This window comes from Salinicoccus sp. Marseille-QA3875 (genome assembly GCF_054950095.1).
In genome coordinates this window covers 2,710,720-2,735,011 of the sequence record NZ_CM143103.1, presented here as the reverse complement: position 1 = coordinate 2,735,011, position 24,292 = coordinate 2,710,720, and the positions used below count along the sequence as shown (strand labels likewise).

General features: G+C 42.4%; 21 protein-coding genes, 2 tRNA genes and 1 other annotated feature. Of the genes, 18 read left to right on the top strand and 5 right to left on the bottom strand.

Translation table 11 applies throughout. The features are described from left to right. Positions 1–10 precede the first annotated feature (10 nt). Both ACY8DT_RS13930 and ACY8DT_RS13925 read left to right on the top strand, forming a co-directional pair. A complete protein-coding gene (locus ACY8DT_RS13930; protein ID WP_462420900.1) occupies positions 11–562 on the top strand; it encodes a GNAT family N-acetyltransferase in 552 nt (183 codons plus the stop codon). Between the two features lie 53 nt (positions 563–615). Continuing rightward, the gene (locus ACY8DT_RS13925) at positions 616–813 is read left to right on the top strand and encodes a CsbD family protein (RefSeq protein WP_462420899.1); all 198 of its coding nucleotides are present in this window, start codon (positions 616–618) and stop codon (positions 811–813) included. A 235-nt stretch (positions 814–1,048) separates the two neighbouring features. On the opposite strand, the gene ACY8DT_RS13920 is transcribed toward ACY8DT_RS13925, so the two are convergent. Beyond that, positions 1,049–1,122: transfer RNA gene (locus ACY8DT_RS13920), tRNA-Arg, on the bottom strand. A gap of 60 nt (positions 1,123–1,182) precedes the next feature. Further along, positions 1,183–1,256, bottom strand: a tRNA-Arg gene (locus ACY8DT_RS13915). 198 nt (positions 1,257–1,454) lie between these two features. On the opposite strand from ACY8DT_RS13915, the gene ACY8DT_RS13910 reads away from it, so the two are divergent. From ACY8DT_RS13910 to ACY8DT_RS13840, 15 genes are all read left to right on the top strand, one after another. Continuing rightward, entirely contained in the window at positions 1,455–2,075 is a 621-nt protein-coding gene (locus ACY8DT_RS13910) for an NUDIX domain-containing protein (RefSeq protein ID WP_462420898.1), read from the top strand. Then, positions 2,056–3,036 carry a hypothetical protein gene (locus ACY8DT_RS13905; protein WP_462420897.1) on the top strand — a complete coding sequence of 327 codons (981 nt, stop codon included), beginning with the start codon at positions 2,056–2,058 and terminating at the stop codon, positions 3,034–3,036. Before ACY8DT_RS13910 ends, ACY8DT_RS13905 begins: the two co-directional genes overlap by 20 nt. Before the next feature lie 84 nt (positions 3,037–3,120). Further along, positions 3,121–4,461, top strand: a complete 1,341-nt coding sequence (gene tig, locus ACY8DT_RS13900; protein ID WP_462420896.1) for a trigger factor — start codon at positions 3,121–3,123, stop codon at positions 4,459–4,461. Between the two features lie 132 nt (positions 4,462–4,593). Further along, positions 4,594–5,853 carry an ATP-dependent Clp protease ATP-binding subunit ClpX gene (gene clpX, locus ACY8DT_RS13895; protein ID WP_462420895.1) on the top strand — a complete coding sequence of 420 codons (1,260 nt, stop codon included), beginning with the start codon at positions 4,594–4,596 and terminating at the stop codon, positions 5,851–5,853. A gap of 56 nt (positions 5,854–5,909) precedes the next feature. Continuing rightward, complete coding sequence (yihA, locus tag ACY8DT_RS13890; protein WP_462422288.1) at positions 5,910–6,497, top strand: ribosome biogenesis GTP-binding protein YihA/YsxC; 588 nt, start codon at positions 5,910–5,912, stop codon at positions 6,495–6,497. 117 nt (positions 6,498–6,614) lie between these two features. Next, the gene (gene hemA / locus ACY8DT_RS13885) at positions 6,615–7,961 is read left to right on the top strand and encodes a glutamyl-tRNA reductase (RefSeq protein WP_462420894.1); all 1,347 of its coding nucleotides are present in this window, start codon (positions 6,615–6,617) and stop codon (positions 7,959–7,961) included. A 17-nt stretch (positions 7,962–7,978) separates the two neighbouring features. Continuing rightward, positions 7,979–8,800 (top strand): cytochrome c biogenesis protein CcsA, encoded by an 822-nt coding sequence (ccsA, locus tag ACY8DT_RS13880; protein ID WP_462420893.1) that lies wholly within the window; start codon positions 7,979–7,981, stop codon positions 8,798–8,800. A gap of 14 nt (positions 8,801–8,814) precedes the next feature. Next, positions 8,815–9,738 (top strand): hydroxymethylbilane synthase, encoded by a 924-nt coding sequence (hemC, locus tag ACY8DT_RS13875; RefSeq protein WP_462420892.1) that lies wholly within the window; start codon positions 8,815–8,817, stop codon positions 9,736–9,738. Continuing rightward, on the top strand, positions 9,713–10,423 hold the full coding sequence (locus ACY8DT_RS13870; RefSeq protein ID WP_462420891.1) for a uroporphyrinogen-III synthase: 711 nt from the start codon (positions 9,713–9,715) through the stop codon (positions 10,421–10,423). The genes hemC and ACY8DT_RS13870 overlap by 26 nt, the downstream gene beginning before the upstream one ends. 9 nt (positions 10,424–10,432) lie before the next feature. Next, the gene (gene hemB / locus ACY8DT_RS13865; RefSeq protein ID WP_462420890.1) at positions 10,433–11,413 is read left to right on the top strand and encodes a porphobilinogen synthase; all 981 of its coding nucleotides are present in this window, start codon (positions 10,433–10,435) and stop codon (positions 11,411–11,413) included. Between the two features lie 2 nt (positions 11,414–11,415). After that, positions 11,416–12,702 (top strand): glutamate-1-semialdehyde 2,1-aminomutase, encoded by a 1,287-nt coding sequence (gene hemL / locus ACY8DT_RS13860; protein WP_462420889.1) that lies wholly within the window; start codon positions 11,416–11,418, stop codon positions 12,700–12,702. 73 nt (positions 12,703–12,775) lie between these two features. After that, complete coding sequence (locus ACY8DT_RS13855; protein WP_462420888.1) at positions 12,776–13,324, top strand: c-type cytochrome; 549 nt, start codon at positions 12,776–12,778, stop codon at positions 13,322–13,324. 77 nt (positions 13,325–13,401) lie between these two features. Further along, positions 13,402–14,469, top strand: a complete 1,068-nt coding sequence (locus tag ACY8DT_RS13850; protein WP_462420887.1) for an AbrB family protein — start codon at positions 13,402–13,404, stop codon at positions 14,467–14,469. Between the two features lie 36 nt (positions 14,470–14,505). Next, positions 14,506–14,713 (top strand) — a binding site (T-box leader). 40 nt (positions 14,714–14,753) lie between these two features. Next, positions 14,754–17,375 carry a valine--tRNA ligase gene (locus ACY8DT_RS13845; protein ID WP_462420886.1) on the top strand — a complete coding sequence of 874 codons (2,622 nt, stop codon included), beginning with the start codon at positions 14,754–14,756 and terminating at the stop codon, positions 17,373–17,375. A 15-nt stretch (positions 17,376–17,390) separates the two neighbouring features. After that, complete coding sequence (locus ACY8DT_RS13840) at positions 17,391–18,653, top strand: bifunctional folylpolyglutamate synthase/dihydrofolate synthase (RefSeq protein ID WP_462420885.1); 1,263 nt, start codon at positions 17,391–17,393, stop codon at positions 18,651–18,653. 78 nt (positions 18,654–18,731) lie between these two features. Here the strand turns inward: ACY8DT_RS13840 and ACY8DT_RS13835 are convergent, their stop codons facing one another. Next, positions 18,732–20,096 (bottom strand): YfcC family protein, encoded by a 1,365-nt coding sequence (locus tag ACY8DT_RS13835; protein ID WP_462420884.1) that lies wholly within the window; start codon positions 20,094–20,096, stop codon positions 18,732–18,734. A 174-nt stretch (positions 20,097–20,270) separates the two neighbouring features. Then, a complete protein-coding gene (gene mscL / locus ACY8DT_RS13830; protein WP_462420883.1) occupies positions 20,271–20,642 on the bottom strand; it encodes a large conductance mechanosensitive channel protein MscL in 372 nt (123 codons plus the stop codon). A 254-nt stretch (positions 20,643–20,896) separates the two neighbouring features. On the opposite strand from mscL, the gene acnA reads away from it, so the two are divergent. Then, positions 20,897–23,602 carry an aconitate hydratase AcnA gene (gene acnA / locus ACY8DT_RS13825; protein WP_462420882.1) on the top strand — a complete coding sequence of 902 codons (2,706 nt, stop codon included), beginning with the start codon at positions 20,897–20,899 and terminating at the stop codon, positions 23,600–23,602. Between the two features lie 67 nt (positions 23,603–23,669). On the opposite strand, the gene plsY is transcribed toward acnA, so the two are convergent. Continuing rightward, positions 23,670–24,254 carry a glycerol-3-phosphate 1-O-acyltransferase PlsY gene (plsY, locus tag ACY8DT_RS13820; protein ID WP_462420881.1) on the bottom strand — a complete coding sequence of 195 codons (585 nt, stop codon included), beginning with the start codon at positions 24,252–24,254 and terminating at the stop codon, positions 23,670–23,672. Between the last annotated feature and the right edge of the window lie 38 nt (positions 24,255–24,292).

Here is a 24,292-nt window from a genome sequence, read left to right as displayed (position 1 = left end):
AGTGAAGCCAGTGATTAAAATTAATATAGATGAGGATACAGAGCTGCGTGAACTGACCCAGCGTGACCGGAAAATGATTTTTGATGTAGTCAACTATAATCGTGTTTACTTGAAAAGATGGCTGCCGTGGCTGGATTATACGACAACTTCGCACAGATATGTGGCCATGATAAAGTCATGGCAGCAAAATATCGAGCTAGGAACCGGTATGGAGCTCGGATTGTTCTACAGGAATGAGTTCATCGGGATGTGCGGTTATACTTCAATCGACCCGAATTCCAAAAGAGGCCAGATCGGCTACTGGATCAGCAAAGATTTCGAAGGGCATGGTCTGATGAGAAAAAGTGTGGAAGCGATAGTCGCCCATGGTTTTGATATGCTGAACTTGAACCGCGTAGAAATCGTCTGCGGTGTTAATAATTTAAGAAGCCGGAGACTTCCGGAATCGCTGAATTTCACAAATGAAGGGGTGATGAAAGAATATGAATTTCTTTATGACCACTTTCATGACTGCATTTTATACCGGATGCTGAGGAGTGAATGGCACACTCATGATGTTTAGACCATATTGCACAGTGGTATTGACAATTATACATTATATGAGAGGTGTTAATTATGAGTGAAGAAAGCAAAAATGAGCAGGCTAAAGGCAACTTGAAAGAGACGATCGGCAATGTCACCGGTGATAAAGATTTAGAATCAGAAGGTAAAAAAGATAAAAAATCCGGCAAAGCCAAAGAATTTGTCGAAGGTGCGAAAGATAAGGCAAACGAAACCATCGATAAATTTACGAAGAATGATAATGACAGGTAGAATCATATAAGTGATAAATGGAGACCACTGAAAAGTAGTACTGATTTCAGTGGTCTTTGCTGTATCAGTGGTTGGTGCAGAGGTGTTTTGAGAGGCTGCGAGGACTTTATTCGAATCCGATCCAGTCTACGATCAATAAGACTGCCGAAGCCGGGTCTCAAGCACCACGCCCATATTAAAATCATGTAAATAAAAAAACTGCTTTCCGAATATGGAAGCAGCATTCATAAGCAAGCGTCCCGGGAGGGGTTCGAACCCCCGGCCTATGGCTTAGGAGGCCATTGCTCTATCCAGCTGAGCTACCGGGACAAAAAACCCCAGTAAACCGATGTTTACCAGGGTATAAAGATTTTAAGCATTTACTCGTAGCGTCCCGAGAGGGATTCGAACCCCCGACCGATGCCTTAGAAGGGCATTGCTCTATCCAGCTGAGCTATCGAGACTTAATTAAGAACAAATTCAATTATAATCAATGAGCAGGGTATAAGTCAAACAAATTTTCAAAATTAATAATGTTAAATTACAATAAGTTTATAAACTTTACAATTCCTCATAAAAATCTTATTGTCTTATTTGATTTACAAGTAATTAAACGTTTTATAGAATGATAAGTGAGTGAAATACAAATTAGGAGAAAGATCATGAGTAAATTTGATGAAAAGATTTTAGCAGTACCAAGAGAAAACTTATTTAATTCAGAAAAGAATGCTTTTAATGGCTTTATCGGAAAAGATGACCCGCGCTATCCGGCCATTGTAGATACTTTTAAAAGTTTTGAAGTTAAACGCCGCGGTGATATGGAGGAAGATACTTCCTATAAGCAGCTGATCAGCTATGTCATCATTTCAACTGCGGATGACAAGGAAACTTTAGTATATGAGAGACTTGGCGGCGGCGGGGAACAAAGACTTCATGGTCTGCTCTCCATTGGCGTCGGAGGGCATATGAACGATATACCGGAAGTGACGGACATAGATGAAAAGCTGTCAATCAATGCTAAACGCGAGCTTGAAGAGGAAGTCGGTCTGGCCGGTGACGATATTAATGATATAGAAATCATGGGACTCATCAACGATGATGGTAATGATGTCGGTCTTGTACATATCGGACTGGTGATGAAAGTGTCCGTTGATAAGGACAGTGTCTCAAATATGGAAGCAGACACGCTTGCCCTTAAATGGGTGGATAATGATGGACTGTCTGATCTTTCACCTTATGAATCCTGGAGCGAATTGATCATTCGTGATGCTTATGGCAGATAAGATCACTACGCATCAGAGATTCTTAAAGAAAGCCGAAAAAGATCTGGTTCAATTATTCAAGGACAGTGAATTCAAGACTTTCATAGAACGTTATTATCATTATATCGGCATGAGCGCCACTGATATACGTCTGGAAGAAATGTTCTACGAATCTCTTGATGCTCTCAACGAATATGAAAAAATGTCCGATTATGCACTGATGAAACTGAATGAGGGCAGCGGGGATTACGAGATGCATATGCTTGAACTGCTGAAAGCCCTGATACATCAGGAGAGATATTACGAAGTCATCAATTTCTCCGACCATCTTATGGAAGAGAATATACCACAGGGTTTCAGGATCGATGTCGCCGCCCTCCGTCACCAGGCAAAAAAAGCGATTGACAATAAAAAGGCCGGTGCCTTGGAGCCGGCTGAAGAAAAGGCATCAGAGAAATTGGAAGTTGAAGACATAGACCTCGAAAATATGAGTCACCAGGAAATATTGAGGATGTTCAGCACTTTTGCCGATGAAAAAAATGACAAGTATGAAGATTTTGTACTGGATGCTCTCGAAAACATCAGTGATAAGGATATCGTCACTTTCATGCTGCTTTACTTGAAGGAAATAGGGTATAACAATAAAGTGAAGCATTTTAAATTCGGCAAAGCTGAAGAAGTCAATCCAAGTGAGCTCCCGATACTCGAAGAAGTGCCGCTGATCAGCGAAGTTGAGCCGGAAGTCCTGGATGTGCTAGAATCACAGGCGCCGCAAATTGTCAGTGAAGCGACTCTTTTGATGACAAGCCATGCGATATTCAACTATCCAAAAAATCTGGAATTCAGTTCCGAGGAGATGATTGAAGGGTATCTTGTATATATACTCGATCTTTTGAATGTCGATCATTCTTTCAGTGCGAAAGACCGGGTTTATGAATGGATTGTCAAAATGGAACAGATTGTCACTTCAACGAAAACTTAAATATAAGTCAATTGTTGGATAAGGAAAACTAGTATGTTATACTGAAAAAGTTATGAAAAATTGTATTAACGGAGGAATTATACTATGTCTCACAAATGGGAAAAGCAAGAAGGAAACGAAGGTCTTCTGACGGTAACAGTACCTGCGGAGGAATTCGATCAAGCGTTGGATGAAGCATTTGTCAAAGTATCGAAAGATGTTTCACTTCCAGGGTTCAGAAAAGGAAAAATTCCACGTCAGATGTTTGAAAAAAGATTTGGTGTAGAATCCCTATATCAGGATGCATTGGATATTGTACTTTCACCAAACTATGCTAAAGCTGTTGAAGAAGAAGGTATTACTCCAGTTGATCAGCCTGAAGTAGATATTGTAGAAGTTGAAAAAGGCAAAGATCTTATTTTCACTGCTAAAGTCACTGTAGAGCCTGATGCTAAATTGGGTGAATACAAAGGGCTGGAAGGAACTAAACTGTCAACTGAAGTTACAGACCATGACATTGAGCATGAAATCGGCCATATGCTCGAACACCATACTGAAATGGTCATTAAAGATGACGGCGAGATTGAAAACGGCGATACAGTCAACCTTGACTTCGACGGTTATCTTGACGGGGAACAGTTCGACGGCGGAAAAGCTGAAGAATTCGACCTTGAAGTCGGTTCGGGTTCATTCATCGGCGGTTTCGAAGAACAGCTTGTCGGTCTTAAAGTAGGCGACGAGAAAGATGTTGAAGTTACTTTCCCTGAAGATTATCAGGCAGAAGAACTGGCTGGAAAGCCTGCAGTATTCAAAGTTAAAATCAACTCCATCAAAGTTAAAGAGACACCTGAACTTGATGATGAGCTTGTAAAAGAACTTGATCAGGGCGTTGAAACTGTGGATGAGCTGAAAGCCAAGCTTGAGAAAGATTTGAAAGAAGCGAAAGAAAACCAGTCGGATGTAGCATTGAAAGAAGAACTTCTTACAAAAGCAAGTGACAATGCTGAAATAGATGTTCCGGAAGCAATGGTCAACACTGAACTGGACAGAATGCTTCAGGAGTTCGAGCAGAACTTATCACAACAAGGCATCAACCTTGAAATGTACCAGCAGTTATCCGGCCAGGATGAAAATGCACTGCGTGAAACGATGAAAGAAGATGCTGAAAAACGTGTCAGAACAAACATCACGCTGAAGCAGATCGCTGCAGATGAAAATATCGAGGTTGCTGAAGCAGACATTGACTCTGAGTTGGAAAAAATGAGTGAACAGTTCGGAATCGGGGTTGAAGATATCAAATCAACTTTAGGCGACCTGTCGATGCTCGAGCAGGACATCAAAGTTCAAAAAGCATTGGATGTACTTGTTGACAACGCTAAAATTGTTGAAGAAACAACAGAAGAAAAAATTGAAGCTGATTCAGAAGAATCAACAGAAGAAAAATAAATCCGTCTGATGATCAATAGCTCTGCGGCTTACTGGCTGCAGAGCTATTGGTATCATTGCCCGTGAGTTTATTCGTTGATTTCAACATCAACTTCTAGTATAGTTTACGACAATGATAAAAGAGGTGTTAATATGATTAAATTTAATGAAGATGACACAAATTTAACATGTTCTTTCTGTGGTAAAGACCAGGAACAGGTTAAAAAGTTGATCGCAGGCAGCGGTGTATACATTTGTAATGAATGTATCGAATTGTGTTACGAAATTATAGAAGAAGAACTGAAAACAGAACATAAAGCAATCTTTACAGAATTGCCGAAACCTCAGGAAATTCTTGAATCACTAAATGATTATGTAATCGGTCAGGACGATGCAAAACGTGCATTGAGTGTGGCAGTCTACAATCACTATAAAAGAATTAATCAGGAAAACAGCGATGATGATGTAGAGATTTCTAAAAGTAATATCGCTCTGATAGGACCGACCGGCAGTGGTAAAACATTGCTCGCGCAAACTTTGGCAAGAACACTTGACGTGCCGTTCGCCATTGCGGATGCGACAAGCTTAACTGAAGCAGGTTACGTCGGGGATGATGTAGAGAATATTCTGCTGCGTCTGATCCAGGCTGCAGATTTTGATGTAGAGCGTGCGGAGCAGGGCATCATCTATGTCGATGAAATCGATAAGATTGCACGTAAAAGTGAAAACACATCCATTACGAGAGATGTTTCAGGTGAAGGTGTACAGCAGGCACTCCTTAAAATATTGGAAGGCACGACTGCAAGTGTACCGCCCCAGGGCGGAAGAAAACATCCCAACCAGGAGTCAATCCAAATAGATACGAAAAACATTCTATTTGTACTTGGCGGAGCATTCGACGGTATGGATGAAATCATCAAGCGCAGAATCGGCGAGAAAATCATCGGCTTCGGCGGACCGGCAACATCAGCTGAAGATAAAGACGCACTTCTTTCCAAAGTACGCCCGGATGACCTTCAGAGCTACGGCCTGATCCCTGAATTCATCGGACGTGTGCCGATCATCAGCCACCTTGGTGAGCTGGATGTCGACGCGCTCAACTCCATTCTTACAGAACCTAAAAACGCTTTGGTCAAACAGTATCAGAAGATGCTTGCCATTGACGAAGTGGAGTTGGAATTCGATGAAGATGCATTGAACGCAATCAGTGAACTGGCGATTGAAAGAAAGACAGGCGCCCGCGGACTCCGTTCAATCATAGAAGAACGTATGGTGGACATCATGTTCAATGTCCCTTCAAATGATGATATCAAGAAAGTCAAAATTACAAGAGAAACGATAGTGGATGAAAGTGAACCACTGCTTTACGATAAAGATGGTAAAGAAATCACTCTGGATCGTAAAAGTGCATAACATGAGAGCTGTCTGGGTTCAGACAGCTCTTTTTATAAGGAGTTCAAAGAATGAAATTGAAAATAAATCCCAATAACGTTGAATTCATGATTTCAGCCATGGATGTTTCCCAGTATCCGACTGAAGGAAAAAGTGAGATCGCTTTAAGCGGACGCTCTAATGTTGGTAAATCGTCATTTATAAATGCTGTCTGTGGACGAAAAAATATCGCAAGAACATCATCAAAACCAGGTAAGACGGTAAATCTCAACTTTTATAATATTGATGGCCAGTTCAATATGGTTGACGTCCCCGGCTATGGTTATGCGAAACAATCTAAAAAAGACAGGGAGAAATGGGGGCAGCTGATAGAATCATATCTGGCTGAAAGAGAAGAATTACAAGCTGTTGTCCAGCTGATCGATCTGCGCCATAAACCGACACAGGATGATATTTTAATGTACGATTTTCTGAAACATCTTGGTATTCCTGTGATCGTCGTCTGCACGAAAGCAGATAAGATTGCCAAAAGTAAAGTTGATAAGCATTTGAAGATTGTCAGGGAAAATCTGAAAATCGAACCCGAAGATACGATCATCGATTTCTCATCGGTGGATAAGAAAAATCTTCCGGAAGTTTATGCAGCATTAAATAAATATGTCTAGGCTGGTACATTTTCATTTTGCTGCCGAATTCAACCGTGTTATATAGATATGACATGGTTTTTTTGTTATAATTAGAATTATTATTAATAATGTTTAATTGTGGTAGGAGGAAATTTGATGCACGTAATTTCGCTTAGTTTAAATTATAGAAAAGCGACAGTTGAAGAGCGTGAGAAAGTACAATTTAATGAAGTGGAGCTGACAGATGCTCTACATAAATTAAGAACCGAGAAAAGTATTTTGGAGACAGTTTTACTGTCCACCTGCAACAGAACGGAAGTTTATATAGTGAGTGACCAGATCCATACAGGTAAATACTATGCACAAAGCTTTCTGGCTGACTGGTTCGAAGTTGACCTGGAAACGATTAAAAAAATTATAGATGTAAAGGTCGGCGAAGAAGCGATTCAACATCTTTTCCATGTGACGGCTGGTCTGGACTCCATGGTGCTCGGAGAAACGCAGATACTTGGACAGATCAGGGATGCATTTTTGAAAGCTCAAAATGAGCATACGACAGGTACAATCTTTAACAAACTGTTCAAGGAAGCAATTACTGTTGCTAAAAAAGGCCACAATGATACTGATATATCTAAAAATGCAATTTCCACTTCGTATGCGGCTGTACAGCTGGTCAATAAGATTTTTGAACAGAATAGAGCGACAAAAGCGGTGGTCATCGGTGCGGGGGAAATGTCCGAGCAGTCAGTTCTGAACTTGACTTCAAATGGCATTAAAGATATCACGATTGTCAACCGTTCTGTCGAGAACGCAAAAATACTGGCAGATAAATTCGGCTGCAGCTACCAGCCGATGGATAAATTGGAAGACTGTCTCATGGACACAGACCTTGTCATTTCAAGTACATCTTCACGTAATTATGTAATTACCGAAGAGAACCTGGATAAAGTTCAGGCGGAGAGGGCGAATCGTCCGCTGATCCTTATCGACATTGCGATGCCTCGGGATATAGAGCCAAGTGCAACACAATATGACAATGTATATATGTATAATGTCGATGACCTTCAGGGTCTCATCGATTCCAACCTTGAAACAAGACAGCAGGAAGCCAAAAAAGTCGAAGCGATGATTGTGAAAGCTCAGGACGACTTTGATACATGGGTCAACCAGCTCGGTGTGACACCGGTCATCCAGGCATTAAGAACAAAGGCACTGACGATACATGAAGAGACATTCAAAAGTGTGGAACGTAAAATGCCTGACATGACTGACAGAGAAAAAACAGTCATCAGCAAGCATATGAAAAGTATCATCAATCAAATGTTGAAAGATCCGATTACTTACACAAAAGAAATCGGCAATGAAAAACACGCAATGAAAAATCTTAAAGAAATAGAAATGCTCTTTGGAATCGAAGAAGAAGTGCAGGAAGTCAAAGACAGAGAGCGGAATAAGCACCGAGAGAAACTTGTAAATAAGCAATCAGAATTTGCATTTGAATAAAATGGGTAGGGACTAATATGGATATTCTGTTCCGCATCAATGAATTTATCATGCTTTTATACTTTACTGGCCTTTCTGTGCTGGCGTACGATTTAGCTTTAAGAAATCGCCAGGCCAGAAAGGTTTCCTTTTATGTCATTATCTTTGCAACAACGTTGCATCTGTTGACTTATCTGAATGCTGTTTTCAGTCTTGAAAGGATACCGATGCTGACGACTTACGAGGGAATGTTCACCCTTTCCTTAGTATTATCCATCGTCGGTATAATATACTATTATAAGAATGACAGCGAACAGGTGCTGTTCGGATTCATATTTTTAAGTTTTATATTCTTTTCCATGTTCACATTCCAGCCCGAGCGATTATCACCACAGGTCGAAGTATCCGTCATCATGAACGAGCTGCTGGTCATCCATGTGGGTATGGCACTGCTTGCCTATGTCCTGTTTTTTGTTTCAGCACTGCATTCTCTTATTTATATCATTCAATATACGAATTTAAAGAAGAAGCGTTTCAACCGTACATTTTTTTCTTTATTCAGTATAGAAACGGCACGCAAAGTGATGGTGCGGACTGTAGGCATCGGAATGATGACGATGACAATAAGCATACTTCTGGGGTTTCACTGGGGTCTTCAGATCATCGGTTCAGATATCATTGCTGATATAAAAGTTCTGGGTACATCATTTATAGTAGTTTTATACGTCATATTGCTTTTTTACTTAAAAAAGATGCGTAATGTTTATGTTTTTGCTATTTTTAATATGGCGCTGTTTGTAGTCTGCATGATTAATTACTTGTTCGTTTCACAGTTTTCAAATTTCCATATATGGACTTAAAAAGGAGTATTTTTATGAGAAAGTTTATCGTTGGATCCAGACGCAGTGGGTTGGCCATGACACAATCAAAACAATTTATCGCTTTACTTCAGGAACAATTCCCGGAGACAGAATTTGAAATAAAAGAAATCGTCACTAAAGGTGACCGGATTGTTGATGTTCAATTGTCAAAAGTCGGCGGAAAAGGTCTTTTCGTCAAAGAGATTGAACAGGCTCTGGAAAATGAAGAAATCGATATGGCAATACACAGCTTGAAAGATGTGCCGAGCAAATTGCCGGAGCAGTTTAAAATCGCATGCATTCCTGAAAGAGAAGATATGAGAGATGCATTTCTTTCTAACAATAAAGTGCTCTTCAAAGATTTACCGGCAGGCAGCATCGTGGGCACAAGCAGCTTAAGGCGTGCGGCACAGCTGAAATCCATCCGTGATGATATTACAGTCAACTGGGTGAGGGGCAATATCGACACACGCATCAAAAAGATGGAATCCGGCGAGTATGATGCAATATTGCTTGCAGCAGCAGGACTTAAAAGAATGGGCTGGGGCGACAGCCGTGTGACTGAATACTTTGACGCAGAAGAATTCATCCCCGCGATTGCACAAGGTGCACTCGGCATCGAAATCAGAAAAGATGACCATGAGCTTGATGAAATGCTTCAGAAAGTGCACTCAAGTGATGACGCGTTGTGCACAAGCGCAGAAAGAACGTTCCTCAGCCGTATGGACGGCAGCTGCCAGGTACCGATCGGCGGTTATGCGACACTTGAAGACGGGGAACTTTATTTGACCGGGTTGATCATGTCGGAAGATGGCGAAGAGAAGTATCTTGTTAAAAAATCCGCATCAGATCCTTATGAACTCGGCAACCTGGTTGCTGATGAGATGGAGAAAATCGGAGCGAAGGAAATCATTGATAAAATCAATGAAGAATTATAACAGTATCAAAAGTAATGTTCTCGTCACTCAGACGAAATTGAACGCAGACAGTGATGAATTCGATATCATTCATGCACCGCTCATCAAGATACAGCCGCTGGCCATCAATGATGAATTTCTAGAAAAAGAGTACGACTGGATCATATTAACGAGTAAAAATGCAGTGAATTTATTTTTACCTTATTTGGAGAAGACCCGGTTTACTAAAATCGCAAGCATTGGAGAAAAGACGACGGAACTGCTGGTCAAAAACGGCTATCAGGTAGATTTCGAGCCGGCCGTCTATACGCAGGAAGGATTCATAGAAGAGTTCCCTCTTGATGAAGTGAATATCGAACGTGTACTTTATCCGACCAGCAGGGATGCAAGAAACATCCTTTATGACTATTTGGATGATCATGGTGTCGAAGTGGTTAAATTTTCAATCTATCAACCGGTGGATAATATCGAATCCATTCAAACGATCAACGATAGGTGGGATGACATAAATATCATCACTTTTTCAAGTCCGTCCGGCGTCAAAGTACTGAAGAAATATGTCGATCTGAATATGCTGAAAGAGAAACCAGTCGTTTCAATAGGGGCAGTGACTAAAAAAGAGCTGGATGCTCTCGGCATTCCGTCCATCTCTCCTGAAAAAGCGACACTTGAAAGTATATTCGAATTAATAAAAGAAAAATTATGAGGTGTAATAATGGAATTTGAGCGTCATAGAAGACTTCGTAAATCACCATTTATGAGAGATGTCGTGAGAGAGACACATCTTCGCAAGGATGATCTGATCTATCCGATTTTTGTTGTGGAAAAAGATGATGTCAAAAAAGAGGTACCTTCGATGAAGGGAGTATATCAGATTTCATTGAACATGCTGAAAGAAGAGCTGGATGAGGTCGTATCCCTGGGTATTAAATCCGTTATTTTCTTTGGAGTTCCAAATGAAAAAGACGCAGAGGGCAGCGGTGCCTATCATGATCACGGCATCGTCCAGGAAGCATGCCGTCTGTCAAAAGAGCATTATCCAGAACTTCTTGTTATTCTCGACACTTGCCTTTGTGAATACACTGATCACGGGCACTGCGGCCTGATTGACGAAAAAACTGAAGATGTCGACAATGATGCGACGCTTCCGCTGCTTGTCAAAACTGCAGTTTCACAGGCACGGGCGGGTGCTGATATCATCGCTCCGAGCAACATGATGGATGGATTTGTCACCGAGATCAGAAAAGGTCTGGATGATAATGGCTTCAGCCATATACCGATCATGAGCTATGGTATCAAATACGCATCCAAATTCTACGGTCCATTCCGTGATGCTGCAGAATCCACACCGTCATTCGGCGACCGCAGAACATATCAGATGGATCCTGCAAACCGCCTCGAAGCTTTGAGAGAACTTGAAAGTGACGAGAATGAAGGTGCAGACATGATGATTGTCAAACCCGCACTTTCATATCTAGATATTATACGTGATGTCAGAAATCGTTCCGATCTGCCGGTCGTTGCATATAACGTCAGCGGTGAATATGCCATGACGAGAACAGCGGTTGATATGGGGCTTCTCGATGAAGAGGTCATCATTGAACAGATGTTGTCAATGAAACGTGCAGGCGCGGATTTAATCATCACTTACTTTGCGAAAGATATTTGTAAAAAGATTGATCAGGGAGAGGTGTAGTAATGTTTAATAAATCTAAAGCACTTTATGAAAAAGCGGTGGATCTGATGCCGGGCGGTGTGAACTCGCCGGCAAGAGCATTCAAATCTGTGGGTGACCACCCATTGTTCATGGATCATGCAAAAGATGCACGCGTCTATGATGTGGACGGCAATGAATATATAGATTACTGTCTGAGTTTCGGACCTTTGATCTTAGGACACAGTGACGATAAAGTCGTCTCAGAAGTGGCAAAGACTGCTAAAAAGGGTACGACTTTCGGTGCACCGACAGAACTTGAAAATAAAATGGCTGAACTTGTCATAGAAAGAGTACCTTCAATCGAGATGGTCCGCATGGTATCTTCAGGTACCGAAGCGACGCTGGCAGCATTGAGACTCGCAAGAGGTTATACCGGCCGCAACAAAATACTTAAATTCGAAGGCTGTTACCACGGTCACAGTGACTCACTGCTGATCAAAGCTGGTTCAGGTGTCGCAACACTGGGACTTCCGGATTCGCCTGGTGTGCCTGAAGGCACGGCGATCAACACGATTACCGTCCCTTACAACGACCCGGAAAGCCTTAAAGAAGCTTTTGATAAATACGGCGAAGATATTGCAGCTGTAATCGTTGAACCGGTTGCCGGCAACATGGGCGTTGTTCCTCCGGTCGATGATTTCCTGAATAAAGTCCGTGAAATTACAAAAAACAATGATACGCTCTTAATCTTTGATGAAGTGATGACTGGTTTCAGAGTCGGCTATAATTGTGCGCAGGGGTATTATGATATCGATCCTGATATTACATGTCTCGGCAAAGTGATCGGCGGGGGACTTCCTGTCGGTGCATATGGCGGTAAAAAAGAAATCATGGAAAGAATTGCACCTGTAGGCGATGTTTATCAGGCAGGTACACTTTCCGGCAACCCGCTTGCGATGGCAGGCGGATACCATACGTTAAATCAGCTGACGGAAGAAAGCTATGAATATTTCAATGAGCTTGCAGACTTGCTTGAAGACGGCCTGAAAAATGTATTCGGCAAACATGAACGTCCGATTACGGTGAACCGTGCCGGGTCAATGATCGGTTTCTTCCTGACGGATGGCCCTGTGACCGATTTTGACAGTGCAAATGAAAGTGATCTTGTTTTATTTAAAGAATTATATCAGGAGCTTCTTAAAGAAGGCATTTACTTACCGCCTTCACAATTTGAAGGGATGTTCCTCTCAACAAAGCATACAAAAGAAGATATTAATGCGACAATTGCCGCATTTGACAATGCTTTAGCGCGTTTAGGTAAAAAGTAACTAAAATTTATGCTTCATAGTTGTCCATTTAAGTGTATAATAGGTATGAATAATATTTGGGGGGTCACAGCGGATGAGTGATAAAAAAGATCGAAACCTTACAGATAAGGAAGCAAATATGGACGGTGTCAGAGATAAGGACAGAACCTATATCGATGGCCAGGGCCGTGAAATGATTACTTATTCTAAGAAAGAGCAAAAAGAGGATGTCAGAAATCCTCTAGTATGGGTCATTCCAATCATGGTAGTGATTTTAATCATTCCATTAATGATATTCCATCTTGGCGGCCAGGGAGGCGGCGGTGAAGAAACTGCTGATACCGGTGCAGGAACTGAAGAATCAAGTGAAGGTTCTGAAGAAGATGGCGGTGGTGAAGAAGGTTCTGAAGAAGGCGCTTCTTCAGGCGATGTAGACGCTGAAGGCGTTGCGCAGAACAGCTGTGCTTCATGTCACGGTGAAGATTTCTCAGGCAGTATGGGACCGGCACTTGCAGGTACCAGCCTTGGTGAGGATGAATTTACAGATATCGTAAGGAATGGCCAGGGCTCAATGCCTTCATTCAGTGAAGATGAAGTGAGCGATGAAGAGCTGACTGCAATGTATGAAATGTGGTCTGAATAATCTACAAATGAGAACTCCCTGTTTCAGGGAGTTCTTGTGTTTTTTATAAAACTTTAACTAAATGGCAGGTTTTCTACATGAAAATAATCCGTTTAATCATGTTGTTATTATCAGCCATCGCCATATCCTGGATTTTAAATTCGGCGGGGATGATTTTACCCTGGCTTTTCGGCTCTATGATTGCAACGTTTTTATTCATAAGATTTTTGACAAAAGATTTTTATTATCCCAAGTGGCTCGGCAATCTCGGAGTGTTTGTCATCGGGTTTGAAATCGGATCGACTTTCACAGTGGATGCAATGCAGGAAATGTTGGGAGAAATCGGGAATATCATCATCATTACTTTCCTGATCATCGGTCTGAGTTTAAGCCTTTCGACGATATTCATGAGACTGACGAGATGTACGCCTGAAACGGCGCTTTTATCGTCAGTACCGGGCGCACTCAGCCAGATGCTGATCATGGCAGAAGAAGATAAGAAGGCAGATCTGCTGCTTGTGACAATCACACAGATGTCCAGAATAATACTGGTGGTGATTCTCGTACCGCTTATTGCCAGCCTATTTACTGCAGACAGCGGAAATGTTGTCATTGAAAGTGAACAGGCCCCGCTCTTGACCGAAGTACTTCAGCCGTCTCTCTTATTGATTGTAGCGGGTGCATTTGTTTTAATGTATTTACTTAAGTTGATAAATTTCCCGGTGCCTTTCATGCTTGGACCGATTATGGCGATGCTTGCATGGAATGTTACAACCGGCCAGCATTTTTCGCTCAATATAGAATTTATGAATATTGCACAAATACTGTTCGGTATCAGAATCGGTATTCAAATCTCATCGCTGCTGTACCAGTTGAACGGCAGAATGATCATTTCCATGCTGATTCAGAACATACTGCTTATATTCGGTACACTTTTAATTGTCGGTGCTTATCAGATGTTCACAGACCATTCTTTCAACAACTTATTTTTAAGTGCCGCTCCCGGCGGCATCGGACAGCTGATCATTGTGGCTGTAGAAATGGGCGCAGACATTGCGATGATTTCAAGCTATCATATTTTCAGGATATTTTTCATCATATTATTTGTTACACCTGCAGTCAGCTGCTACTTGAAATACAGACGCAGAAAACAGAGTGGAACTTGACAGTATCAGCATATTTGTATAAGATAAATTTAATTATATAAAGAAGTCAGAAGAGTAGTCATGATTGGGTTTTCAGAGAGTATGTGGCGGGTGTGAACATAACGAAAATCACGATGAAAGTAGTCTGTAATCAATTCAATCTGAACGGTGAGTAGGGTTGAACGTATATATGCGTTAAATATTCGAGTGCAGCAATATTTTTATTGTTGAATTTAGGTGGTACCGCGGAACTCCCGTCCTATTTCAGGATGTGGAGTTTTTTTATATTGAGAGGAGTTTTTTTTATGGAAATGCCAAAAAAGTATCATCCAGGAACAATTGAAGAAGGTAAATATGAAAAATGGATAGAAGCAGGCTATTTTAAATCAGATGCTGCATCGGACAAGGAGCCTTTCTCCATCGTCATTCCGCCGCCCAACGTGACAGGTAAACTGCATCTTGGCCATGCATGGGATACGACGCTGCAGGACATCATCACGCGTATGAAGCGTATGCAGGGCTATGAAGTGCTGTATCTGCCGGGTATGGACCATGCGGGTATCGCAACACAGGCGAAAGTAGATGCGCGTCTGCGTGAAAATGGCATCAAGGCGCATGAAATTGGCCGTGAGAAGTTTATTGAGCATGCCTGGAATTGGAAGGAAGAATATGCGGACTTCATAAGGAACCAGTGGGCAAAGCTCGGTCTCGGACTGGATTATGATAAAGAGCGTTTCACGATGGATGAAGGGCTTTCCAATGCTGTAAGAAAAGTGTTCGTGGATATGTATAATAAAGACCTCATCTACCGCGGCGAATATATCATCAACTGGGACCCTGCAACCGAAACGGCACTGTCGGATATCGAAGTGATCCATAAAGAAGTGGAAGGTAAATTCTATCACGTGAAATATCCGTTGACTGATGGATCGGGTTCACTTGAAATCGCAACAACGCGTCCAGAGACGATGCTCGGTGATACAGCAGTCGTTGTACACCCGGATGATGAGCGCTATAAAGATCTGATCGGCAAGACAGTTACATTGCCGATCATCGGCCGGGAACTGCCGATCATTGCAGATTCCTACGTTGAAAAGGATTTTGGTTCAGGTGCAATGAAGGTTACTCCTGCGCATGACCCGAATGACTTTGAAATAGGTAACCGTCACAATCTCGAGCGTATAAATGTAATGAACCCGGACGGTTCAATCAATGAGCTTGGCGCAAAATACGAAGGCATGGACCGTTTCGAATGCCGTGAAGCGCTCGTGAAAGATCTGGAAACTGCAGGGTTCATGATTAAAATCGAATCCCACACACATTCTGTCGGACACTCTGAACGTTCTGACGCAATCGTTGAGCCATACTTGTCCACACAATGGTTCGTCAGCATGGAAAAGATAGCAAAAGATACACTGGACAACCAGAATACCGATAACAGAATCGACTTCGTTCCATCGAGATTCGAGCAGACATTCAATACATGGATGGAGAACATCCGCGACTGGGTCATCTCGAGACAGCTCTGGTGGGGGCATCAGATCCCTGCATGGTACCACAATGAGACCGGTGAGGTTCATGTCGGTATGACAGCGCCTGAAGATGCTGAAAACTGGACACAGGATGAAGATGTGCTGGATACATGGTTTTCAAGTGCACTATGGCCGTTTTCAACGATGGGCTGGCCTGAAGAGACTGAGGATCTGAAGAAGTTCTTCCCGACGAATGTTCTTGTGACAGGTTATGATATCATCTTCTTCTGGGTGGCGAGAATGATTTTCTCTTCACTGGAACATACTGGCGAAAAACCTTTCGATGATGTTTTACTGCACGGCCTTGTACGTGATGCAGAGAACCGCAAGATGTCAAAATCGCTGGGCAACGGCGTAGATCCGATGGATGTCATCGACAAGTACGGTGCGGATGCACTGAGATACTTCCTTGCGACAGGCTCCACACCAGGACAGGATTTACGCTACAGTGATGAAAAGGTCGAATCAGTATGGAACTTTATTAATAAGATCTGGAACGCCTCCAGGTTCGCCCTGATGAATATCGGCCCGGACTTCAAAATGTCCGACATTGACCTGGACGGCAAAAAATCCCTTGCAGATAAATGGATATTGACCAACTTGAATACAACGATCAAAGAAGTGACACGCCTTTCCGGGAAATATGAGTTTGGTGAGGTCGGCAGACTGCTCTACAACTTCATCTGGGACGATTTCTGTGACTGGTATATTGAAATGGCGAAAGTTCCGATGACTGAAGGTACTGATGAAGAGAAGCATATGACTCGTTCAGTGCTGCTTTATACGTTGGATAAAATCCTTAAAATGCTTCACCCGTTCATGCCATTTGTCACTGAAGAAATTTATCAGACAATCGAAGGCGGCCGTACAATTGTTACGAGTGAATGGCCTGCCGTAAACAATGACCATATGGATGAGTCAGCGAAAAAAGAAATGGCGCTCCTCGTGGAAATCATCAAATCTGTCCGTCAGACAAGAAGTGAAGTGAATACGCCTCTGTCAAAACCGATAGATATCAAGATAGAAGTCAAAGACGACAGAAGACGTGAAGCTGTGGAAGCGAACAGGCACTACATCGACCGCTTCTGTAATCCGGGTACTCTTGACATCAGAGCTGCCATCGATAAGAATGATGATGACAAAACAAGCGTCGTAAGTGGCGCAACTGTCGTTCTACCGCTTGCAGGACTGATCGACAAAGATGAAGAAATTGAGCGCCTCAACAAAGAAAAGAACCGTTTGGCGAATGAGTTGAAACGTGTACATGGCAAATTGAGCAATGAAAAATTTGTTGCGAATGCGCCTGAAAACGTGGTGCAGCAGGAAAAAGAAAAAGAAGCCAAGTATCAGTCGCAGTATGATGAAGTGTCATCGCGTCTAAAAAGTTTGGAGTAAAGGGGTATTATCTTAATGAACTATCAAGAGAGTTTATCTTGGATTCATGACCAGATGAAGTTTGGCATCAAGCCGGGTATTGGAAGGATGAAATGGATGCTGGGGCAGCTGAGTTCTCCGCAAAATAAAATCACGGGTATACACGTCGCGGGGACGAACGGCAAAGGTTCTACATTGAGTTATATGAGAAATGCATTGAATGCCAATGATTATTCGGTCGGAACTTTCACTTCACCGTATATCGAAATATTCAATGAACGTATTTCTTTGAATGGTGAACCCGTTTCTGATGAAACAATCGCAGAATTGGCAACCATAGTCCGTCCGGTCGCAGAAGAGATGATTGAAAACACTGATCTGGGCGCAGCGACCGAGTTCGAAGTCATCACAACCATGATGTTCCTCTATTTCGGGAAACTTCAACCGGTGGACTTCGTCATCGTGGAAGCAGGACTCGGTGCGACACATGATTCGACCAATGTGTTTTCACCGGTCATGACCATACTGACCAGTATCGGGCTCGATCACATTGAAATTATCGGTGATACTCTGGTCGACATAGCGAAGGATAAAGCAGGCGTCATCAAAAAGGATATTCCGCTCGTTTACAATATAGCCGATGAGTTAAGCAAATCTCATGTCCAGAAAGTCTTGGCGGAAAAGAATGCCAAGAGCATTGAACTTCATAAAGATATATTCATTTATCATCAGGGCAATGAATTTGCTTTTAATTACGGAAACTATGACTTTGAAAACATCCAACTGAAAATGATCGGCATGCATCAGAGGGAAAATGCGGCACTCGCCATGGCAGCGCTTGTAGAGATGCAGGAACGCGGCGAAGTGAGGCTGGACCTGAATAAGATGGTCGATGCGATTGAAGAGACCGAATGGACCGGCCGTATTGAAACACTTCAGGAATCTCCTTTGATCATTGCGGACGGAGCGCACAATAATGAAGCCGTGGATGCACTGGTTTCAACGATGAAAGACTATTATGGCGATAGAAAGATTACGATACTGTTCTCTGCTGTCAAGGGTAAGCCGATCGGCCCGATGGTGGATAAACTGAATGAAATTGCGGATGAATTTTACGTCACTGAATTCGAGTTCTTTAAATCTCTGCCGCTTGATGTCATGTATGAGGCTGTTACCCATCCTCATAAAAAAATGGTTAAGGATTATCATAATTTCATCAAGGACTTTGATGGAGATCTATTATTGATCACCGGCAGCCTGTACTTCATCAGCGATGTAAAGCAGCACTTCAATCAATAGACAGTGTAGATTTCAATCATTTTAAAAAGGAGTCAGGTCCTGATGACAGGTCTGACTCCTTTTTGCCGGGTTATTTATCTAGAATGGCCCATATCCTATGATGATGCTGAGGGCCATGAAGATTGAACTTGCCACCACCCATGTCAGCATGACAGGCCAGACGAATCTCAGCCATTTTTCATATGGTATTTGTGCAATTGACAATCCCGCCATCAGAATTGCTGAAGTAGGGAACAGGTAGTTCGATAATCCGTCTCCAAGCTGGAATGCGAGTACAACAGATTGTCTCGGTATGCCGACGATGTCCCCGATAGGTGCCATCAGCGGAATTGTCGTTGCTGCCTGGCCTGAACCTGACGGGATGAAGAAGTTGATGATGAACTGTGTCAGGAACATGCCCACTGCTGCGATTGTTGCAGGCAGTCCTTCAAGTATTGAACTGACAGCGAAGATGACCGTATCGATGATTGAGCCGTCTTCTAAAATCAATAATATACAGCGTGCGAGCCCGACGATCAGAGCACCGAAAGTTACATCTTTTGCGCCTTTGATGAAATCCTCGGCGATGCCATTCGGGGAGTTGCCTCCGATGAAGCCTGAAAGTATGCCCATGGCCAGAAAGATGGCTGCGAGCTCTGTGCCGGTCGACCAGCCGTTGACAACACCGTAGACGATCAGAGCAAGGCCTGCCAATATTACGATTAAAACGGCAATATGTCTTTTCGTCAGTTCTTTGAATTCATATGTTTCAGAGCCTGCTTCTTTTTCAAGATTGTAAATGTAGCTGTTTTTTTTATCTTTCTGGACACGTTTACCGTATTTGTAGACGAAGAATGCCGCTATGGCCACAAAGACGAGCTGGACGATGATGCGGAGACCCATCCCTGAGAACAGAGGCAGTTCTGCAATTTCCTGCGCGACACCGACGGTGAAGATGTTCATGAATCCGCCGGAGAATCCAGCTGCGGCTCCGAGGGCGACCATGGACATGCCGGTCATTGCATCCATGCCGAGAGAACGTGCGAGTATGACTCCCATAGGGATGAATATCAGAGTCGATTCTGCCATTCCGAATGTCGCGCCGCCAAATGAAAATATCAGCATGGTCAGCGGAATCAGTATGATTTCTTTATTTTTTAAAAGAGATACAATCTTGTTGATGCCTGCTTCAATCGCACCGGTGCCGTTTATCATTCCGAAGGCACCACCGATGATGAATATCAGGAATATGATACTTGCAGCATCGACCATGCCAAGCGGGACGACAGTGAAAATCTGTGTCCAGTCAACAGGATTTTGATCAATATATGTAAATGTCGTTTCATCGACGACCTGTCTGCCTTCTGAATCTTCATAACGGTCATACTCACCGGCAGGGATGATATAACTCGCGATGGCGGCCACAATCACAATCGCGTAGATCAGTACGAATGCATGCGGCATTTTAATGTTTTTTAATATAGTAATCAGCCTCCTGTAAGTAAATGTACGTTTTAAGTATATCGTAACGATTTACTTATTTGTATACCATTTTCAATTTCAGAAGCATGAAATCTGAATATGATCAGGCGGAAGGGATAAAAAGGAAAAAGAAAAACCGGCAATTGCCGGTTTTTTCTAGTTATTCGGTTTGTTGTCTTTTACTAATGAATCTCTGATTTCTCTTAACAGTACGAGTTGCTCATCTTCTTCCTCTTCTTCGACGAATCTGTTTTTAGTCAGCTTATTGACCACTTTGATGAATACAAAGATTGCAGCTGCAATGATCAGAAAGTCGATGATTGCTTGAATGAAAACGCCGTAAGTGATGCCCATGTAGACCCAATCGGATGCAAAGTCAGTATCTCCAAATATCAATGCGATAGTAGGCATGATGATGTTTTCAACCAGCGCTTCCACAATTTTTCCGAAGGCTGCACCTATGACTACTGCTACAGCTAAATCTAATACATTACCCCGTAAAATGAAATCTTTAAATTCCTGCCACATAATTCTTTCCTCCAAATCAGTTTGTGTATTAAGTAATAATTCCACTTTTCAAATATACACCAATGAGTTGTAAATACAAGTGGTATTATTGTATTTTTTACATAATAAATATTTATGCTGCTCACATTTAATAATAAGTATTAGTTATCATTATTCGTTAATTATTCGTATCATACTTTGAATTGTGAACCGTTTACAAGCTTTGATTATCAGGTATACTATATATAAGACTAATTTTAGGGGGCAAATTTACAATGGGTCAAAATTACAAAACTGATGCAAAAAAGACTTTCAGTTTAAATAATGAAACGTATAACTATTACAGTTTGAAAACATTAGTAGAAAAAGGTTTTTCAGAAACGGCAAAATTGCCATACTCAATCCGTGTACTTCTCGAGTCTGTTTTAAGGCAGTACGACGGTGAAGTAATCAAAGATGAACATATTGAAGCGCTTGCGAAATGGGATGAGGGCAACTTCAGCAATGCTGAAGTACCATTCAAACCTTCCCGTGTCATCCTGCAGGACTTTACCGGGGTACCGGCAGTAGTCGACCTGGCATCTCTCAGAAAAGCTATGGATGATGTAGGCGGCGATGTACAGAAAATAAACCCTGAAGTACCTGTGGACCTCGTTATCGACCACTCTGTACAAGTTGATGAATATGGTACTCACCAGGCACTTCAGAAAAACATGGATCTTGAATTTGAAAGAAACGCAGAGCGTTATGAATTTCTGAACTGGGCAACAAAATCATTCGACAACTACCGTGCTGTCCCGCCGGCAACAGGTATCGTCCACCAGGTAAACCTTGAGTACCTGGCAAATGTTGTCCACGTAAGAGAAGAAAATGATGAACTTGTTACTTATCCGGATACTCTAGTCGGTACTGACTCACATACAACCATGATCAACGGACTTGGTGTACTTGGCTGGGGCGTAGGCGGTATTGAAGCAGAAGCAGGAATGCTTGGGCAGCCTTCATACTTCCCGGTACCTGAAGTTATCGGCGTGCGTATGAAAAACTCTTTACCTGAAGGTGCAACAGCAACTGACCTTGCACTCAGAGTTACCGAATTACTCCGTAAACACGGCGTAGTAGGTAAGTTCGTCGAATTCTTCGGACGCGGTGTAACAGAGTTGCCGCTTGCCGACCGTGCGACAATCGCCAACATGTCACCGGAATACGGCGCGACAAACGCATTCTTCCCTGTAGATCAGGAAACACTTGATTACATGAAACTGACAGGACGCAGTGCAGAACATATTGAGATTGTTGAAACATACCTTAAAGAAAACGATATGTTCTTCGATCCTGACGTTGAAGCGACATATACAGATATCGTCGACCTGGACCTTTCAACTGTGGAACCATCACTTGCCGGTCCAAAGCGTCCGCAGGATTTAATCCCACTTTCTAAAATGAAAGAAGAATATGAAAAATCTGTAACTGCCGAGAGCGGCAACCATGGTCATGGTCTTGATGCCAGCGAGTTTGACAAAACCGGTACTGTTCATTTCGATGATGGTTCAACAGCAGAGCTTAAAACAGGTGACCTGGCTATCGCAGCAATCACATCATGTACGAACACCTCCAACCCTTACGTTATGCTGGGCGCAGGTTTAATTGCGAAGAAAGCTGTAGAAAAAGGGCTTACAGTGCCTCCATATGTGAAAACGTCACTGGCGCCAGGTTCAAAAGTGGTTACAGGCTATCTGGAAGATGCAGGATTACAGCCATACCTTGATGAGCTGGGCTTTAACCTGGTGGGTTATGGTTGTACGACTTGTATCGGTAACTCAGGACCTTTAAAACCTGAAATCACAAAAACAATCGTCGACAATGATATGCTGGTATCTTCTGTACTTTCCGGTAACAGAAACTTTGAAGGGCGTATCCACCCATTGGTTAAAGCGAACTACCTCGCATCACCGACACTGGTTGTTGCGTATGCACTGGCGGGTACTGTTGATATCGATCTTAATAAAGAACCGCTTGGTCAGGATAAAGATGGAAATGATGTTTTCATGAAAGATATCTGGCCGTCAATCAAGGAAGTAAGAGACGCTGTCATGAGCAACGTTACACCTGAACTCTTCCGCAAACAGTATGAAAACCTGTTTGAATCCAATGAAACTTGGAACCAGATTGAAACGACTGACGCGCCGATGTATGATTTCCAGCCGGAATCAACTTACATTCAAAACCCGACATTCTTTGAAAATCTATCTAAAGAGCCGGGTACAATCAACGACATAAATGGTCTCAGAGTACTTGGTAAATTCGGAGACAGTGTAACTACTGACCACATTTCACCGGCAGGTGCGATCGGTAAAGATACACCGGCAGGTAAATGGTTGATCGAACAGGGCGTTTCTCCTCGTGACTTCAACTCATACGGTTCCCGTCGTGGTAACCATGAAGTGATGGTTCGCGGTACATTTGCAAACATTCGTATCCGTAACCAGATTGCACCGGGTACAGAGGGCGGTTTCACGACTCACTGGCCGACTGGTGAAGTGATGAGTATTTATGACGCAGCTATGAAATATCAGGAAGAGAATACAGGTCTTGTTGTCGTTGCAGGCGACGACTACGGAATGGGCTCCAGCCGTGACTGGGCAGCCAAGGGTACAAATCTTCTGGGTGTCAAAGCTGTCATCGCAGCAAGTTACGAAAGAATTCACCGTTCAAACCTTGTAATGATGGGTGTTCTTCCACTCCAGTTTGTAGATGGAAAGAATGCTGAAGACTACGGTCTTGACGGCAGTGAAACATTTGATATCAAAGTGGGCGAGACAGTTAAGCCTGGAGATATCCTCGATGTTACTGTGACTGATACAGATGGTAATGCTCAAGTCATTCAGGTCAAAGCACGTTTCGACTCTGAAGTGGAAGTAGATTATTACCGTCACGGTGGTATTTTACCGCTGGTACTTAGAAAAAAATTAAGTGAGTAATCAATTCATTTGAAAAACCCGGTGAAATCATATGATTTCACCGGGTTATCTTGTTTTTAACAGCGATTTACATAAAAGTTATTTTTGACTCTGTACCATCTTTAATCCGTTTCATATTCGATATATGACGGATGATGACGACAAAACCAAGTACGATCGCAAAGGCCATGAACAGTGGATCCTGTAAAAACAAGGAAAGAACGATCAATACCACTGCAGCTACAATGCTCGATAAAGATACAAATTTGCTCAATTTCAATGTAATTAAAAATGCAGATACTAAAATTATAAAGACGATTGGATTGTAGGCAAGCACTGCACCTCCACCTGTAGCAACGGCTTTCCCTCCTCGAAACTTCAAAAAGATGGGGTAGACATGACCGAGCGCACTGACGAGTCCCGGAATGAATATATGAATATCCATAGCCAGTAGAATGGTGATATAAACTGGGAGCGCACCTTTGAATATATCCAGAATCAATACGACAATTCCAGCTTTTTTGCCTAAAATTCTAAAAGTGTTTGTCGTCCCGATATTACCACTGCCATGTTCTCTAAGATCTACTTTATAAAATATTTTACCTATGAGTAAGCTAAATGGAATTGAGCCAATCAAATAACTGAATATGAGCAGAAGTATTATATTTCCCATTCTAGACTCTCCTTTATTATCAGGTACTAATAGTTTAC